Source organism: Corynebacterium gottingense, assembly GCF_003693265.1.
GTDB classification, from domain to species: Bacteria; Actinomycetota; Actinomycetes; order Mycobacteriales; family Mycobacteriaceae; genus Corynebacterium; species Corynebacterium gottingense.
Window position 1 is genome coordinate 147,924 of record NZ_RDRE01000004.1, and the last position, 16,529, is coordinate 164,452.

Genomic DNA, 16,529 nt, shown 5'->3' on the forward strand with positions numbered 1-16,529 from the left:
CAGCCAACCACCCTTGTGCGATAAACTGCTTGACGTTCAACCGCCCTATATATAAGGAGCCGCAGTGCGCATTGCAGTGTTGCTGAAAGAAGTCCCGGACACCTACAGCGACCGCGACATGAACCTGGAGACCGGTCTCACCGACCGCTCGGGGGACGTCGCCGCCGACGAGGTTGGCGAGCGCGCGGTGGAGGCCGCGCTGCGCATTGCGGAGAAGCTGGGCAAGGACGACGTGCACGTCGAGGTCCTCTCGGTGGGCCCCGCGCAGGCTGCAGAATCGCTCCGACGTGGTATCGCGATGGGCGCGAATGACGCCACGATGGTCACCGACGAGCGCCTGGTTGGCGCCGATACCACGATGACGGCGACGGTGCTGGCAAAGCTGATCGAGCGCGGCGACTACGACCTCGTCGTTGCGGGCACGATGAGCTCGGACGGCGGCTCGGGTGTGATCGCCCCGATGCTGGGCGAGCTGCTGAACTGGCCCGCGCTGACCAATCTCACCTCGCTCGATGTGGACGGTGACACCGTCACCGCGACGCAGACGGGCGATCACGCGACGTCGACGCTGCGCGCGCAGCTGCCCGCAGTTGTCGCGGTTTCCGACGAGTTCGCGGACGCGCGCTTCCCCAACTTCAAGGGCCTCATGGCGGCGAAGAAGAAGGAGCTCACCACGCTCACGCTCGATGACCTTGGGGTTGACGCCGAGGATTACACTCCGGCCCGCGCCATCATGGTGAGCATTGACCGCCGCCCGCCGCGCGAGCAGGGTGAAATCATCGACGCGTCGAGCTCGTCCGCCGCCAAGCTGGTCGATTTCCTCGAGTCTCAGAACCTTATCTAGTTAGGAGCCCACCATGACCACCACAGATCCGGTTCTCGTCGTCTTGCCCGACACGCTCGACGGCCAGCCCGACCCCGCAGCCGCAGAGCTCATCGGCGCCGCCAGCACGCTCGGCGACCCGGTTGTCCTCGCCCGCAGCGCCGACCACGCGGAGGCCCTCGGTGGGCTCGGGGCGACCAAGGTCGCGACCTCGGAGCTTTCGCTTATCGACGCCACCGTGGCCGCCATCGACACCTTCAACCCCCAGGCCATTCTCACCGCCCACGACGTGCGCGGCCGCGACCTGGCCGCCCGTGTGGCCATCCGCGCCGGACGCGCGCTGCTCACCGACGCTACGAACGTCCGGCGCGACGACCAGGGCGTCGTCACCGACCACTCCAACTACGGCGGCGCGTTCACCGCCGTCGCTGCCGCCACCCACTCCGCGCCGGTGGTCACGCTGCGTCTGGGCAGCGTCGACACGCGCGCGGAAGCCACGAACGCGGAGGTCATCGAAGTGACCGGCGACGCACGCGAGCGCCGCGTTGCCGAAGTCGTCGAGTCGACCCCGGTGGAGCGCACCTCCTCCCGCCCGGAGCTGACCACGGCGGACAAGGTCGTCGCCGGCGGCGTCTCGCTCGGCGATGCCGACATGTTCGAGGAGCTCGTCGGCGGCCTCGCGGACGCCCTGGGCGCCGCCGTCGGCGCGACCCGCTCCGCGGTGGACGAGGACCAAGTCCCCTACGAGGCGCAGATCGGTCAGACCGGTGTGCTGGTGTCCCCGAAGCTGTACATCGGCGTGGGCATCTCCGGCGCCGTGCAGCACCTGGTGGGCATGCAGACCTCCGGCGCCATCGTTGCCATCAACAATGACGAGGACGCCCCCATCTTTGAGATCGCCGACTTTGGCATCATCGGCGACCTCTTCGATGTGGTGCCCGAGATCATCTCCGAGATCGAGTCCAGGAAGTAGGCGCTTTATGCAGGTACCCGTACGTCAGGGCCTGCCCCGCGTTTCCGGCGGGGCACCGTGGCCGCCGGTAGAGGTTGCGGAGGTGCCGGAGCCTAAGGGCGGCGCTGCGGCACATTCCGCACAGGCGGAAGACCCGGCACCGAACCCAGCTCACTCTGCGGCCGCAGAGTACGTCACCGTAACCCTGCGCCGCGGCCTGCCCCGCACCCCGGGCGGCCAACCCTGGCCCGCAGCGGAAACCGCCCAGGTCCCAGCACCGAAGATTTCCGCACAAGCGGAAGCACCGGCACCGGAGGCGGATCACTCTGCGGCCGCAGAGTACGTCACCGTTCCGTTGCGCCGCGGCCTGCCCCGCACCCCGGGCGGCCAACCCTGGCCCGCAGCGGAAACCGCCCAGGTTCCGGCGCCAAACTTTTCCGCACAGGCGGAAGCACCGGCACCGGACGCGGATTACTCTCCGGCCGCAGAGCCGGCAGCGCCGGCAGAGTCGACAGAGTCGGCAGCGCACGTCGCCCCGGCGGCACCCGCAACTCCTGCCGCTGCCGCCGGGTCGACGGCGAAGCGTGCGGGGGGTGGCACGGAGGCGTCGAAAAGCACTCCGCACAGCACTAAACCCTGGATTTGGGGCGGTATCCTCGTCGTGCTTGCGGCGATTGGTGTGCTGGCTGCGCGCTGGTTCGTCGGGACGGACACGGGCGCGGACTTCATTGCGCGCTACAGCGGCGCGCAGCCGCTGCCGGAAAGCGCTCCGGAGGGCTTCCCCGCGTGGCTGACGTGGTCGCACTTCTTCAACATGTTCCTCATGGCCATGATCATCAAGACTGGTCTGACGCAGCGTCGCGAGAAGAAGCCGGAGGCGTACTGGGCGCCGCGGAGCAGGCCGCGCGAGAAGATTTCGGTGAACCTGTGGCTGCACGTCGTACTGGACGTGGCGTGGGTCGTGCTTGGCGCGATCTTTTATGTCCTTCTGTTCACCACGGGCCAGTGGGTGCGCATCGTGCCCACGAGCTGGGAGACCTTCCCCAACGCGGTGTCGGCGGGCATCCAATACCTGAGCCTGGATTGGCCGAATGAGAACCCGTGGGTGTTCTACAACTCCCTACAGGAGCTGTCGTACTTCCTGGTGGTGTTCGTGGCGTCGCCGCTGGCGATCATCTCGGGCGCGCGCATGAGCCCGCTGTGGCCGAAGCAGTGGAACTTCATTTCCATGCGCGTGGCTCGCGCGCTCCACTTCCCCACCATGCTGTTCTTCGTCCTGTTCGTGATCATCCACGTCGCGCTCGTATTCACCACGGGCGTGCGCGGCAACCTCAACGCGATGTTCGCCGCCACCGACGACCCGACCGGGTGGACGGGCACGATCCTCTTCGTCATCGCCATCGCGGTCATCGCGGGCGGTTGGGCGCTCGCCCGGCCGATGTTCGTCGCGCCCATCGCTGCACGCACCGGCAACGTGACGCAGCGCTAGGGGCAGTCGCTTATCGACGCCCCCGTCACCCCGCCCGACTACGATGTCGGCCATGACGGAAACGATTCCCGAGCTCAAGCTCAACGACGGCACCCTGATCCCCCAACTCGGCTACGGGCTGCACCGCGTCGACCCGGCCCGCGCTGAGGAACTCACCCTCGCCGCGCTTGAGGCCGGGTACAGGCACCTGGACACCGCCTTCATCTACCACAACGAGGAGGGCGTTGGCCGCGCCATTGCCGCCTCCGGCGTGCCCCGCGACGAGCTGTACGTGACCACGAAACTGTGGAACGACCGGCACCGCGACGCCGAGGCGGCGCTGTCCGAGTCCCTCGAGCGCCTGGAGTTGGACTACGTGGACCTGTACCTGATCCACTGGCCGGTCCCCTCGCAGGGTGCCTACGTGGACGCGTGGAAATCCATGGTCCAGCTGCGCGAGCAGGGGTTGACCACCTCCATCGGCGTCTCGAACTTCCTCCCCAGCCACATCCACGACCTGGAGATGGCTACCGACGTCACCCCGGCGGTCAACCAGGTCGAGCTGCACCCGCTGTTCCAGCGGTGGAAGGAACTCGACGCGATGCGGGTGCACGGGGTGGCCATCGAGGGGTGGGCGCCGCTGGGCGGCGGCAACCTGGACCTTTCCGACTACCCGGAGATCACCGACGCCGCCGAGGCGCACGGGAAGACGCCCGCCCAGGTGGTGCTGCGCTGGCACCTGCAGAACCGGGTAATCGTCTTCCCCAAGACCAACTCGCCGGAGCGCATGGCGGAGAACTTGGACATCTTCGACTTCGAGCTCAGCCACGACGAGATGGCCGCCATGATCGCGCTTGACGAGGAGGAGTTCGGCCGATTCGGGCCGCACCCCGCACACTACGCGGACATGTAGCCTTCAAATTCCCAGCGCCGCGAGCTCGGCGCACAGGGCGTCGATCTGCGCTGGCGTGTGCGTCGCCATGAGGGTGACGCGCAGGATCGCCTGCCCGCGGGCCACGGTTGGCCAGCGGATGGCGGGCACGATGAACCCGCGCTCGAGCAGCTGAGCAGACGCCCGCATCGCGGCGGCCTCGTCGCCCACGTGGACCGGGATGATGGGGCCGGCGCCCGCGGGATCGATCGCGCCTTCGCCGCGGTTGGCGTGCCAGCGGGCGATGTTGGCGTGCAGGCGCTGCACCGGCCTTGGATCGGATTCGAGGACCTCGACCGCAGCAGAGATCGCCGCGCAGGTCGCCGGCGCCGGTGAAGTAGAAAAGACGAAGGAGCGCGCCTGCTGGCGCAGGAGTTGCGCAACCGGCGCGCTGGTGGCCACAGCGGCGCCCTCCGCCCCGAGCGCCTTGCTGGCGGTCACGAGCTGGATGTCGGGGCGCACACCGAAGTACTCGGGTAGGCCGCGGCCGGTGGCGCCGATGGTGCCGATGGCGTGGGCGTCGTCAAGCATGCTCCAGGCGCCGTGCCCCCGGCAGACCTCGAGCAGTGCGGGCAGCGGTGCGCAGACGCCGTCCATGGAAAATAGGCCGTCGGTGACCACGAGCGCGCGGGCGGTCGTGCGCTGGGACAGGGCGCGGGCGACGGCGTCTACGTCGCGATGCGGGGTGACGCGGACTTCGGCGCCGCTGGCCTTGGCCAGGCGGCAACCGTCGATGATGCTGGCGTGGTTGCGCGCATCCGAGATGATCGTGAGGCCGCCGTCGGCGCGAGCACCGGCGGCGAGCGTTTGGAGGGTGGACACGTTGGCCTGGTAGCCGGTGGCGAAGAGTACCGCGTCGTCGTAGCCGGTCAGGCGCGCGCACGCGGCCTCGGCGTCCAGGTGGAGCTCGTTGGTGCCGGTGGTGAGGCGGGAGCCGCCCGAGCCCGCACCAAAGGTCCGGATCGCGGCGATGGCGGCGTCAGCCAGGCGCGGATCCTCGGCAAACCCGAGGTAGTTCGAGGAGCTGAACAGGACCGCGTCGGTGCGGTGTGCCCCGTCCCGGAGGCTCGCCTCGGCGCGCTGGGCGGTGGCGAAGACGGACGGGCTGCGCCACAGGCCACGGGCGCACCAGTCGTCGAGGTTGGCGGCGGCGACGTCGGCAAGCGTCTCGGCCCGCGGTGGCTGGCCGGGGGTCACTGCGCGTCCTCCTGCGACGGAACGCGCACCAACACCGGTTCTCGCTCCAGGTAGCGGATGAGCGCGGCGGTGTCGGCGCCCTCGCAGACGAGGAAGGCGCGCGCACCCGCGGGCGAGCCGGCCGGCTTGATGTTGGGGATGCGCGTGTACGTGCCGGCGTGGGCGACGTAGCCGGTGGTGTAGTCGGGGTCATCTGAGATGCACAGCTCCGCGAGCACGTCGGGGTGCGCGGCGACCTTGCTGCTGAGGACGAGCGCCTCGCGCGCGGCGTCCTTGCCGGGCGCGGCCGTGGTGTCGACTGCAGCTGCGCCATCGACGTGGCTCACGCGTACGCCGCGCTCTCGGTCGGGTTCCAGCCGCGCGCCGGTGCCCGCGCACACGAGCATGGCGCCGCGCATGTCCCGGGCAGCGAACGTGTCGCGGACCAGGGCGTCGGCGTGCGGGGTCAGCGGCGCGAGCAGCGCGCGGATCACCTGCTGCGCCTCACCTGGGTTGGCGCACTCCGCCACCTCCACGGCGAGCGCGGGGACGCGCCGGATCGCATCGGGGTCGAGCGCCTCCACCGTGAGGTGTGTCTCGGCCGCCACCCCCTTTGGGTGGTCCAACGCGCGCTGCGCAAGCTGCCCGCAGGTGGCCGACACGCGCTCTGCGGGCACGATGCGTTCTGCGCCAGAGATGTGCCGACCGTTGGAGCTCGCGCGCATGCGCACCGAAAAGTAGGTCATGTGACCCAACCTACACCCCGCCTTGTACAGTGTTCAATATCGCCACCAGCTGCAGTAATGAAAGGCTCCCATGACGCCCGACGAGACCACCGCGATCGACACCGCGCACATCTGGCACCCCTACGCCGCGCCCGGCTCCGGCAACCTCCCCGTCGTCCGGACCCACGGCGTCTTCCTCGAGCTCGCCGACGGACGCACGCTCATCGACGCCATGTCGTCATGGTGGGCCGCAGCCCACGGCCACGGGCATCCCCGCCTGGTCCGCGCCGCCCACGAACAGATCGACCGCATGTCGCACGTGATGTTCGGCGGGCTCACCCACGAACCGGCAGCGCGCCTGACTCGCAACCTGTTGGCGCTTACCGGCGGCGCCGACGGACCAAACTACAGCCGCGTCTTCCTCGCGGACTCCGGCTCGGTCTCCGTGGAGGTGGCCATCAAGATGGCGCTGCAGTACGCCCGCGGCACCGGACACCCGGAGCGCAACCGCCTGCTCACGTGGCGCTCCGGCTACCACGGCGACACGTTCGCCGCGATGAGCGTGTGCGACCCCGACGGTGGCATGCACTCGATGTGGAAGGGCGTGCTCGCCGAGCAGCGATTCGCCCCCGCCCCGCCAGTACGCGGCGCGAGCGAGGACGAGCGCGCCGCGTACCTTGCCGAGTTTGAGCAGCTCATCACCGACGACATTGCCGCAGTGGTGATCGAGCCCGTCGTCCAAGGCGCCGGCGGCATGCGCTTCCACGACGCGGAGCTGGTCCGCGGTGTGCGCGAGCTCTGCACGAAGCACGGTGTACTCCTGCTTGCAGACGAAATTGCCACCGGCTTCGGGCGCACCGGCCAACTGTTCACCACCCTGGACAACGGCGTGGTCCCCGACATCCTGTGCGTGGGCAAGGCGATCACGGGCGGGTTCATGACGCTCGCCGCGGTGCTCACCACCGACGGGGTCGCGGCCGGCATGGAGCCGTCGGCGATCATGCACGGGCCCACGTTCATGGGCAACCCGCTCGCCTGCGCCGTGGCAGCCGAGGCGACCGGCATCATCGCCGAGGGCGACTGGCGCGAGCAGACCCGCAACATCGAAACCTGGCTTACCCAGGCACTTGCGCCCGCGCGCGACATCGCGGGTGTCGCCGACGTGCGGGTTCTCGGCGCGATCGGCGTGGTGGAGATGGCGTTCGACGTGGACATGGCCGCCACCACGCAGGCCGCGGTGGACCAGGGCGTGTGGATCAGGCCCTTCGGGCGCAACATCTACACCATGCCGCCGTTTGTATGCACCGAGGACCAGGTCCGGCAGATCGGTCGGGCCGTGGTCGCGGCGGCTGACGCGGCCGCAGCCGCACACAAGGATACACAGGAGCAGGACCAATGATTGTTGTCATCACCGGTACAAACACTGACGTGGGCAAAACCATCGCCACCGCGGCGCTCGCATCGGCGTGGCAGGCGGACGGGACGGCTGTGCGGGTGGCCAAACCGCTGCAGACCGGAGAACCGGATGGCTCCGGCGACGCCAACACGGTCGACCGTCTCACCGGCGTGGCCACGCACGAGTACGTCCGCTTCCCCGAGCCGCTCGCCCCCAACTTGTCGGCCCGGCGCGCCGGCATGCAGGTCCCGCCGCTGGGCGAGGTCTGCGATTGGATCCGGGCGCTCGACGCTGAGGACGACGGCCGCGGCGTCACCCTCGTGGAGGGCGCGGGCGGCCTGCTGGTGCGGCTTGCGGACGACTACACCATCGCCGACATCGCCGCCGAGTTGGACGCGCCCGTCGTCGTCGTGACCTCGCTGGGTCTGGGCAGCCTCAACGCCGCGGAGCTGACGGTGCGCGAGGCAACGCGCCGCGGTGTGCGCGTCGCCGGGCTTATCGGCGGCATGCTGCCCGCGGAGCCGGACCTGGCGACGCGGCTCAATCTCGAGGAGCTGCCCGTGGTCACGGGCGTGGACCTGTGGGCGAGTATCCCCGCCGACTCTGGCGCGCTGGAGCGCGATGCGTTTGCGCGGATGGCCGGGGCACTCGGCGTTCCTGCGCCGCCGCGGTAGCTCGGTCTAGAGCGGGCGGCCGACCTCGGAGTGCGCGATTTCCTCCGCGTGGCGGATCACCTTGGCCAGCGCCGCCGCAACGTCGGCCGCCCGCTCGCTGCAAAGGATGTCCTTGCGCACCTCGATCATCACGCCCAGCACCTTCATGTTCTGGGTGAACTCGACGGGGATGTACACGCCGGTAAACGGGGTATTGCGCTCCACGTTGAACCCGGCGGCGGTGAACTCGCGGTCGGTCACGTCCGCAAGCAGCGCCGGGGTGTGGATCGAGTGGGTGCCAATGCAAATATCCGGCAGCAGCGTGCCGGGGTGGATCTGGTACTCGTCGGGCTGGTTGGAGTAGGAGTGCACGTCCACGATCACCGCGCCGTCGAGGGCGTCCAGGCGACCGCGGGTGAGTTCGGTGACGGCCTCTGCGTAGGGCTCGTAGTACTTCGCGCGCAGTTCGGTGGTGTCGAAGCCCGCGGGGCGCAGCAGATTGCCGTCGCCAAGCTTCATATAGACCGCACCGCGGCCCGAGGCGTCCATGGAGTCGCGCTCGTTGGAGAACCGCCCCGGGTCCGCCACCAGGCGCGACAGGTTGTTCACGATCATCCACGGTTCCACCCCGGACTGCTCGCGGGCGGCGGTAGCGAGCTCAAGCGTGCCGTCGTCCGTCACGCGGTCGAGCTCCTGCGCCAGCTGCGCGTTAGTGGCGACGAAGTCAGCGGCCACCTCCTCGGGGATCTCACGCGAGGAGTGCGGGACGTGGATGATTACGGGGCATGCGGCCCCGCCCTGCGTAATGATGTAGTGCTCGGGCTGTGCGGTCATGCACAGAAGCGTAACCGGGATTTTAGGATTGCGCTGAGTGGCCCGGCACCTCCGGAGCCACGCCGGTCTCTTCGTACTTCGCCAGGATGTCGATGCGGCGCTGGTGTCGCTCCTCCTCGCTCCACGGCTGGGCGACGAAGGCGTCGACGATCTTCAACGCCTCCTCCTCGGTGTGCATGCGCCCACCGATGCCGATGAGCTGCGCGTTGTTGTGTTCGCGTGCCAGCCTCGCAGTCTCCTCGGACCAGGCTAGGGCGCAGCGCGCACCCTTCACCTTGTTCGCGGCGATCTGCTCGCCGTTGCCGGAGCCACCCAGCACGATGCCGAGCGAGCCCGGGTTCGCCACCACAGCCTCCGCAGCAGCGATGCAATACGCCGGGTAGTCATCGGCGTCGTCGTACTCGTGGGCACCGCAGTCAATGACCTCGTGGCCTGCCTGCTCCAGGTGGGCTTTGATCTGGTTCTTTCGCTCGAAACCGGCGTGGTCTGCTCCAAGGTAAATTCGCATGCGCACAAGCCTACCTGCCACCCGGCCCGGCCATGGCCCTTACGCCTGTTCGCGGACCTGCGGGTCCTCAGTGCGCGAGCGCTTCAGCTCGAAGAAGTAGGGGAAGGAGGCGAGGGACACGGAGGCGTCGAAAAGCTTGCCTGCCTCTTCGCCCTTGGGCACGCGGGTAATCACTGGGCCGAAGAACGCGGTGTCGCCGAGCTTGACCACGGGCGTGCCGACCTCGTCGCCGACGTTGTCCATGGCCTGCTGGTGGTAGGCGCGCAGCTGGTCGTCGACGACCTCGGAGTTGGCCACATCCGCCAGCTGCGGCGGCAGACCGACCGCGTCGAGGGCCACGCCGATGATCTCGTCGTAGCCGCCAAAGCCTTGCTTGCCGCCCTGGCCCTCGGTGTGCACGAGCGTGCCCATCATCGTGTACAGCTCGTCGATCTTGTCGGGGAATTCGTCCTTCACCTTGGTGAACACGCGGGCCGGGCCCCAGTTCGCCTCCATCATGCGGGCGTAGGTCTCCGAGAGGTTGCGGCCGTCATTGAGCACGCTCAGGGACATCGGCACCCACTCGACCTCGATGTCGCGCACCTGCTCGACCTCCTTGATCCAGCGGGAGGTCAGCCAGCAAAATGGGCAAGAAACATCGAACCAAAACGTGACTTGTTGGGTCATTACATTCTCCTTCGTGTGAGCGGTTGGCCCCCACAGTAGCCACTTCGTGCGTCCGAGTATGTTGGGGCCATGAAAACAAATCTGACTCGGGCCGACGCGCAGCACCGCGCCGCCCTCATTTCCAACGTCCACTACTCCATCGAGCTCGACGTTACTGGCGCCGAGCAGTTCCGCTCGCGCACCACGGTCACCTTCGATTCCCGTGCCGGCGAAACTTCCTTCGACCTGGTCGCGGACTCGTTCACGGCCACCCTGGACGGCTCGCCCGTCGAGGGCCGCGAGCTTTCGCTTACCGACGGCCAACACACCCTCAGCGTCGACGCCACCATCACCTACAACCGCACCGGCGAGGGCCTGCATAAATTCACCGACCCGGTGGACAACAAGGACTACCTCTACACCCAGTTCGAGCCCGCGATGGCGATGAAGGTGTTCGCCTGCTTCGACCAGCCGGACATGAAGGCCACCTACGACATCGCGGTGACCGCACCGGAGTCCTACACCGTGGTCCTCAACGCGCCGACCACGCGCGAGGGCAACACCTGGTCCGCCACCGTGGACTACCCCCTGTCCACCTACCTCATCGCCGTGATCGCCGGCGAGTACGAGCACGTCACCGACACCTACTCCGACGAGCACGGGGAGATCCCCCTGGGCATCTACGCCCGCGCCTCACTCATGGAGCACCTGGACGCCGACCGCCTGTTCCGCCAGACCAAGGACGGCTTCGCCTACTACCACAAGAATTTCGGTGTGGCCTACCCCTTTGGCAAGTACGACCAGATCTTCTGCCCCGAGTACAACATGGGCGCGATGGAAAACGCCGGCGCGGTGACCTTCCGCGACGAGTACGTGTTTACCTCCGAGCCCACCCCGTACCGCCTGGAGCGCCGCAACGACACCATCCTGCACGAGATGGCGCACATGTGGTTCGGCGACCTGGTCACCATGCAGTGGTGGGACGACCTGTGGCTCAACGAATCCTTCGCCACCTGGTCCGCCGCCATCGCGCAGACCGAGATCGGCGAGTACCCGGACGCCTGGACCACTTTCGCCGCCGTGGAGAAGGCGTGGGCTTACCAGCAGGATCAGCTGCCCACCACGCACCCGATCGCGGCGGACGCGCCCGACATCGAGACCGCGGAGCAGAACTTCGACGGCATCACCTACGCCAAGGGCGCGTCCGTGCTCAAGCAGCTGCAAGCCTACGTCGGCCGCGACGAGTTCTTCGCCGGCGTCCACGAGCACTTCACCAACCACGCCCACGCTAACGCCACCTTCGCTGACCTGCTCTCCGCGCTGGAGAAGTCCTCGGGCCGCGACCTATCCAGCTGGTCCGAGCAGTGGCTGCGCACCACCGGTGTCTCCGCGCTGCGCCCGGAAATCACCGAGGACTCCTTCGCCGTCGTGCAGGAATCCGACGTCATGCGCACCCACCGGGTTACCGTGGGGCTCTATTCGCTTATCGACGGCTCCGTCACCCGCACCCACCACGTCACCCTCGACGTCGACGGCGCGCGCACCGAGGTGCCGGAGCTCGCCGGAGTCGACCACGACCTGGCTCTGGTCAACGACGAAGACCTCACCTACTGCAAGATGGGCCTGACCCCCGCGCACCAGCGCTTCGCCCTGGACCACCTGGGGGAGATCACCGACCCGCTGGCGCGCACCCTGGTGTGGTCGTCGCTGTGGGAGTCCGTGCGTGACGGCCAGCTCCCGGCCCGCGAGTTCGTCCGCCTGGTGGCCAAGCACGGCGCCGCCGAGGACCAGCCGAGCGTGCAGGAGCGCCTGCTCGCCCAGGCCACCCTGGCGGTCAAGCAGTACGTCGACCCTGCCTGGCAGTCTGAGGGCTTCCGCCTGCTCAACGACGCCTTTCGCGGCGCCGAGCCGGCCGCGATCTTCGACCGCGCACTCGCCCGCCTCGCTCCGACGCCGGAGACGGTGGACTACCTCAAGCAGCTGCTCGAGCGCTCGGGCAACCAGGAGGTGCGCTGGCTGGCCCTGACCAGCCTCATCGCCGCCGGAGAAGCGCCACTCGAGGACGCGGATAAGGAAGAGGACACCTCGTCCGAGGGCGTGATTTCGCGGTTGCGGTGCCGCGCGACCGTGGAAAAGCGATGGGCGTGGGACACGCTGGTCAACGAGGACCTGACCAACCTGGAGGCGCGCTACCTCATGGACGGTCTCAAGTTCAACGGCGACGAACTCGACGCGTTCACCGACGAGTACTTCCGCGTGGCGCCGGCGCTGTGGGACCGCCTGACCAATGAGATGGCGCAGCGCACCCTCGAGGGCATGTACCCGACCTGGGCGATTTCAGAGGAGGCCGTGCGCAAGGCGGACGCATTGCTTGACGACGCCTCCGTGCCCGCCGGCCTCAAGCGCATCCTCGCCGAGGGCCAGGACCGAGTTGCGCGCGCCGTGCGCAACCGCGCTGCAGACGCTGAAGGGGCTTAAGGTGCTGAAGGCGCTGGCGACGTCAGCTAAGGCGCGGCGCTAGAAGCGCGTGACCGTGCGGAGCTGCGCCACGTCCGGCCGGACGACGATAGTGGCGTAGGCGACGACGAGGCCCCCCTCGTACAGCTTGCGGGTCACGCGCTGCAGTGGCGCATTCGCCGCCATTTGGAGTCGGCCGCGCTCCACATCTGTAGCCGCGCCGGGGGTGACCACGTCCTCGCGCAGCGTTGCCGCCTCCGGCCGCCTGTCCACCGTCAAAGTCAGGCTGCTCACGGCGTAGCCTTCCTCGTATCCTGGGCGCACGTAGAGCGTCTCCGAAAACGCCGGGGCCCCGTCGGCATAGTGCACACGCTCCTCCGCATACACCTTGTCGCTCGCCCCGTCGCCGAGCTCGGCGTCGGTTTCGGTGTCTCCAAAGGCCGCGGCAACAACCCGAGGAGGGGTGATGCGTCCGGAAAACAGCAGTTTGGAGACGATGTCCACCCCTTTCTCCTCCAGCTGCGCCGCCAACCCGGTCGCCCCATTGAGGTCCACGACGGGCGGCAGCGCGCGCACAAACGTGCCCCCGGCTCGGCCGCGCTTGCGCTCAATGATGCCTTCCAGCTGCAACACATCAAGCGCGTGCCGCACTGTCATCCGGGCGACGTTGAACTGGTCGACCAGCTCGCGCTCGGGTGGGAGCTTGTCACCGGGCTTGAGTTCGTGAGACTCAATCCTGGTGCGCAGCGTCTCCGCGATACGGAGATACGCCGGTTTCGTCGCCATAGATACCTTCCCTCGCCCTCCCTCGCGCAAGGGAAAACTCCCAAGACGAGCAACTCGGCCGTTGATTTACGTGCATTTACGCGCAGCCGTCAAAATTGTTGAAAACGGCTGTGTAAATTTCTCTTCGATCAACGTTAATCAACAAAGGATGCAGTTACCCTGCATTCTTTCGACGCGCCCGACCGACAGTTGTTGTCAAATCAATGGTCTAAACTTGGACGAACGTCACCCTTTCCGACCCTGGCAGCACACACCCAAACGGGTGCACACCTCCCCCCGATCACCCCCAAAAGGTACATTCCGACCGGACATGCATGCCATGCATGAAAAACCTTGAAATTACCCCCTATTAGGGGTCTAACTTCGATGCAATTTATGCACCCGCAGGTATAACGAGGCCACCAGGCGAACTCGCCGCACCGAGCTTCCTAGCGTCCGGCTTACAACGCCACCACGGCTTGCTCAAGGTCGGCGATGAGATCGTCCACGTCCTCGATGCCCACCGAGATGCGAACCAACTCCGGCGGGACCTCGAGCGCCGACCCGTTGACCGCCAGGTGCGTCATGGTCGCCGGGTGCTCGACCAGACTCTCTACTCCACCGAGCGATTCTGCGAGGCAGAACAGCTTCGTGGACAAGCAAAACGCCTTCGCCTGCTCCTCGGTCTGGAATTCGACGGACACCATGCCACCGAAGCGCGTCATCTGGCGCTTCGCCACCTCGTGGTTGGGGTGCGAGGCAAGCCCCGGGTAGTGGACCTTGGCCACACAGTCCTGGCGCTGGAGGAACTCGGCGACCGCCTCGGCATTATCGCAGTGGCGGTCCATGCGCACCGCAAGCGTCTTCAGGCCGCGGGCGGTGAGGTAGGTATCAAACGGTGACGGGATCGCGCCGACCCAACCGAAGAAGAAGCGCAGGTCCTCCTCCAGCTTCGCATCCTTGCCACACACGATGCCGCCAACGACGTCAGAGTGGCCACCAATGTACTTGGTGGTGGAGTGCAGCACCACGTCCGCGCCCAGCTCGAATGGCTTTTGCAGGTAGGGAGAGGCGAACGTGTTGTCTACGACGAGGGTTGCTGCGCCTTTAGCCTTACTGATTGCCGTGATGTCCGCGATGTTTAGCAGCGGGTTTGTCGGAGTCTCCACCCAAATCACCTTGGTGTTGGGCTGGATCGCCGCAGTGACCGCGTCGGTGTCCGTAATGTCCACCACCGAGTTCTCCACGCCCCACAGCGTGAAGACCTGTTGGATGAGGCGGTAGGTGCCGCCGTAGGCGTCGTTCCCAATGACGATGTGGTCCCCGGGCTTGAGCAGGATGCGCAGCAGGGAGTCGATCGCCGCCATTCCGGAGGCGAACGCCACGCCGTAGTCCGCCCCCTCCAGCGCGGCGACGGTCTTCTCCAGCGCGGTCACGGTCGGGTTACCCACGCGCGTGTACTCGTACCCACCGCGGAGCTTGGCCAACCCGTCCTGCGCGAATGTGGTGGAGGCGTAGATCGGCACATTGATCGGTCCATACAGGCTGTCAGGCTCGTACCCAGCGTGAATTGAATCTGTGGAGAACCCAGAGGTCATCGCGGTACCTTTCTTGTCGTCGCGGCCCCTCCGTGCGACGCATCCGTGCGGCGAGGGGAAGTTTCCCCGAAGTGTAGACCAAGCGGTTCATTTTGGGTGCGGAATCGGCGAATTTTATGCACAGTACGTTCGTTCCGTCTGGTCAGCTCCGGCACATCCATCTGGTTAAGATTGCACCTGATGAGCTATACAACAACACTTCTCGCAGCAGCATCGAACGGCACCGAGGCGCGCGTTGACAGCGCCGTCTCCGGCCTCTCCACCTGGTGGAACGACCCCGACACGCAGCAAAACTTTGTCACCCGCCCCTTGTGGATCCTCCTGATCATCCTCGTGGCCTCCGTGCTGCAGTGGGTGCTCAACCGCCTGATCCGCCGCGGTGCCGAAAACGCAATCAAGAACCCGGGCAGCGGCGTGCCCTTCCGGCGCGGGGAGCGCGACGTTGATTCGCCACAGGCGCGCTCGCAGGAGCAGCGCCGGCAGGCACGCATCCGCACCCTGTCAAACGTGGGTCGCTCTGCGGTGGCCATTGTCATCTGGGTCTGGGCCATCATGGCCATCCTGGACCAGCTCGGCGTGAACGTCGCCCCGCTCGTGGCCTCCGCAGGCATCGTTGGTGTCGCCCTCGGCTTCGGCGCGCAGTCGCTGGTCAAGGACTTCCTGTCCGGCATGTTCATCCTCCTTGAGAACCAGTACGGTGTGGGCGACGTCATCGCCGTCAATGACGTCGAGGGCACCGTCGAGGACATGACCATGCGCATCACCACGCTGCGCGACATCGACGGCACGCTCTGGTACATCCGCAACGGCGACATCGAGCAGGTTGGCAACAACTCGGATCGCTTCTCGGTCGCCCGCATGGAGGTCCCCGTCTCCCTGTTCGCCGACCCATCGAAGGCCGCAGACGTGATCCTGGATGCCGCCCGCGCCGCTGCTCAGAGCGAGCGCATCCGCCGCGACATCATCGGCGAGCCCGAGCTCCTCGGCGTATCCAGCTTCACTACCGACCACCTCACCTATCGCGTTACCGTAAACACCATGCCCGGCGCGCAGTGGGGCGTGAGTCGTTTCATGTACGAGCAGATCCTCGAGGCGATGCAGGAAGCCGACGTCCGCCTGCCGGGCTCCGAACCCACCCTCGTGCGTAATGACCCGCGCGACAAGATCACCGAAAGAGGGCCCTCCAATGACCAGTAACCCGCAGGAGCATTCGCTTTACGACGCCCTTGGCGCCGACTTTTTCCAACGCCTCGTCGAAGGCTTTTACAACCAGGTCAAAGAAGACGACCTCATCGGTCCGATGTACCCGGACCAGGACTGGGACGGCGCGCAGGACCGGCTCCGTTGGTTCCTCGTGCAGTACTGGGGCGGTCCCCGGACCTACCAGGAAAAGCGCGGCAGCCCCATGCTGCGGCGCCGCCACTTCCCCTTCCCCATCGGCGAGCCAGAGGCGGATAGGTGGCTGCACCTCATGGAAAATTCGCTGAACCAGTTTTCGGACGAGGAGCTTCCCGAGGCGTACCGCTTCGCCCTGTGGAACCACATGCAGCGCGTCGCCTACATGATGATCAACCAGGGTCCGCGCGCGTACTAAACGA

Annotated in this window: 16 protein-coding genes; 9 read left to right on the forward strand and 7 right to left on the reverse strand. The window is 67.1% G+C overall.

Going from position 1 to position 16,529, the window contains the following annotated elements:
* Nucleotides 1-64 precede the first annotated feature (64 nt).
* Genes EAW56_RS04165 through EAW56_RS04180 form a run of 4 tightly spaced genes read left to right on the forward strand, consistent with a single transcriptional unit; the run spans nt 65 to nt 4,156 of the window.
* A complete protein-coding gene (locus EAW56_RS04165) occupies nt 65-844 on the forward strand; it encodes an electron transfer flavoprotein subunit beta/FixA family protein (protein WP_122085232.1) in 780 nt (259 codons plus the stop codon).
* Between the two features lie 13 nt (nt 845-857).
* Nucleotides 858-1,796 (forward strand): electron transfer flavoprotein subunit alpha/FixB family protein, encoded by a 939-nt coding sequence (locus EAW56_RS04170; protein WP_122085234.1) that lies wholly within the window; start codon nt 858-860, stop codon nt 1,794-1,796.
* Nucleotides 1,797-1,803: 7 nt separating this feature from the next.
* Complete coding sequence (locus tag EAW56_RS04175) at nt 1,804-3,264, forward strand: cytochrome b/b6 domain-containing protein (RefSeq protein ID WP_122085236.1); 1,461 nt, start codon at nt 1,804-1,806, stop codon at nt 3,262-3,264.
* A gap of 52 nt (nt 3,265-3,316) precedes the next feature.
* Nucleotides 3,317-4,156: an aldo/keto reductase gene (locus EAW56_RS04180; protein ID WP_122085238.1), complete on the forward strand. Its 840-nt coding sequence runs from the start codon at nt 3,317-3,319 to the stop codon at nt 4,154-4,156.
* Between the two features lie 3 nt (nt 4,157-4,159).
* Here EAW56_RS04180 and EAW56_RS04185 read toward each other — a convergent pair whose 3' ends face one another.
* Both EAW56_RS04185 and EAW56_RS04190 read right to left on the reverse strand, forming a co-directional pair.
* On the reverse strand, nt 4,160-5,371 hold the full coding sequence (locus EAW56_RS04185) for an aminotransferase class I/II-fold pyridoxal phosphate-dependent enzyme (protein ID WP_122085240.1): 1,212 nt from the start codon (nt 5,369-5,371) through the stop codon (nt 4,160-4,162).
* Nucleotides 5,368-6,096, reverse strand: coding sequence for a 6-carboxyhexanoate--CoA ligase (locus tag EAW56_RS04190; RefSeq protein ID WP_122085242.1), 729 nt, complete (start codon nt 6,094-6,096; stop codon nt 5,368-5,370). Before EAW56_RS04190 ends, EAW56_RS04185 begins: the two co-directional genes overlap by 4 nt.
* A 70-nt stretch (nt 6,097-6,166) precedes the next feature.
* On the opposite strand from EAW56_RS04190, the gene EAW56_RS04195 reads away from it, so the two are divergent.
* Entirely contained in the window at nt 6,167-7,474 is a 1,308-nt protein-coding gene (locus EAW56_RS04195) for an adenosylmethionine--8-amino-7-oxononanoate transaminase (RefSeq protein WP_122085244.1), read from the forward strand.
* Complete coding sequence (gene bioD, locus EAW56_RS04200) at nt 7,471-8,145, forward strand: dethiobiotin synthase (protein WP_122085246.1); 675 nt, start codon at nt 7,471-7,473, stop codon at nt 8,143-8,145. The genes EAW56_RS04195 and bioD overlap by 4 nt, the downstream gene beginning before the upstream one ends.
* 6 nt (nt 8,146-8,151) lie before the next feature.
* Here the strand turns inward: bioD and EAW56_RS04205 are convergent, their stop codons facing one another.
* The 3 genes from EAW56_RS04205 to EAW56_RS04215 are packed head-to-tail and all read right to left on the reverse strand — an operon-like array spanning nt 8,152 to nt 10,132.
* Entirely contained in the window at nt 8,152-8,958 is an 807-nt protein-coding gene (locus EAW56_RS04205; protein ID WP_122085248.1) for an N-formylglutamate amidohydrolase, read from the reverse strand.
* A gap of 22 nt (nt 8,959-8,980) precedes the next feature.
* A complete protein-coding gene (locus tag EAW56_RS04210; protein ID WP_122085290.1) occupies nt 8,981-9,466 on the reverse strand; it encodes a ribose-5-phosphate isomerase in 486 nt (161 codons plus the stop codon).
* Nucleotides 9,467-9,505: 39 nt separating this feature from the next.
* Entirely contained in the window at nt 9,506-10,132 is a 627-nt protein-coding gene (locus EAW56_RS04215; protein ID WP_122085250.1) for a mycothiol-dependent nitroreductase Rv2466c family protein, read from the reverse strand.
* Between the two features lie 69 nt (nt 10,133-10,201).
* Between EAW56_RS04215 and pepN the strand changes: the two genes are divergently transcribed.
* On the forward strand, nt 10,202-12,589 hold the full coding sequence (pepN, locus tag EAW56_RS04220) for an aminopeptidase N (RefSeq protein WP_122085252.1): 2,388 nt from the start codon (nt 10,202-10,204) through the stop codon (nt 12,587-12,589).
* Between the two features lie 39 nt (nt 12,590-12,628).
* Here pepN and EAW56_RS04225 read toward each other — a convergent pair whose 3' ends face one another.
* Nucleotides 12,629-13,354, reverse strand: a complete 726-nt coding sequence (locus tag EAW56_RS04225; RefSeq protein ID WP_122085254.1) for a GntR family transcriptional regulator — start codon at nt 13,352-13,354, stop codon at nt 12,629-12,631.
* 440 nt (nt 13,355-13,794) lie between these two features.
* Entirely contained in the window at nt 13,795-14,931 is a 1,137-nt protein-coding gene (locus EAW56_RS04230) for a cystathionine gamma-synthase (protein WP_122085256.1), read from the reverse strand.
* Nucleotides 14,932-15,111: 180 nt separating this feature from the next.
* Here EAW56_RS04230 and EAW56_RS04235 point away from each other — a divergent pair, with 180 nt between their 5' ends.
* Nucleotides 15,112-16,128 carry a mechanosensitive ion channel family protein gene (locus EAW56_RS04235; RefSeq protein ID WP_122085258.1) on the forward strand — a complete coding sequence of 339 codons (1,017 nt, stop codon included), beginning with the start codon at nt 15,112-15,114 and terminating at the stop codon, nt 16,126-16,128.
* Nucleotides 16,118-16,525 (forward strand): globin, encoded by a 408-nt coding sequence (locus EAW56_RS04240; RefSeq protein WP_122085260.1) that lies wholly within the window; start codon nt 16,118-16,120, stop codon nt 16,523-16,525. The genes EAW56_RS04235 and EAW56_RS04240 overlap by 11 nt, the downstream gene beginning before the upstream one ends.
* Nucleotides 16,526-16,529: the final 4 nt, after the last annotated feature.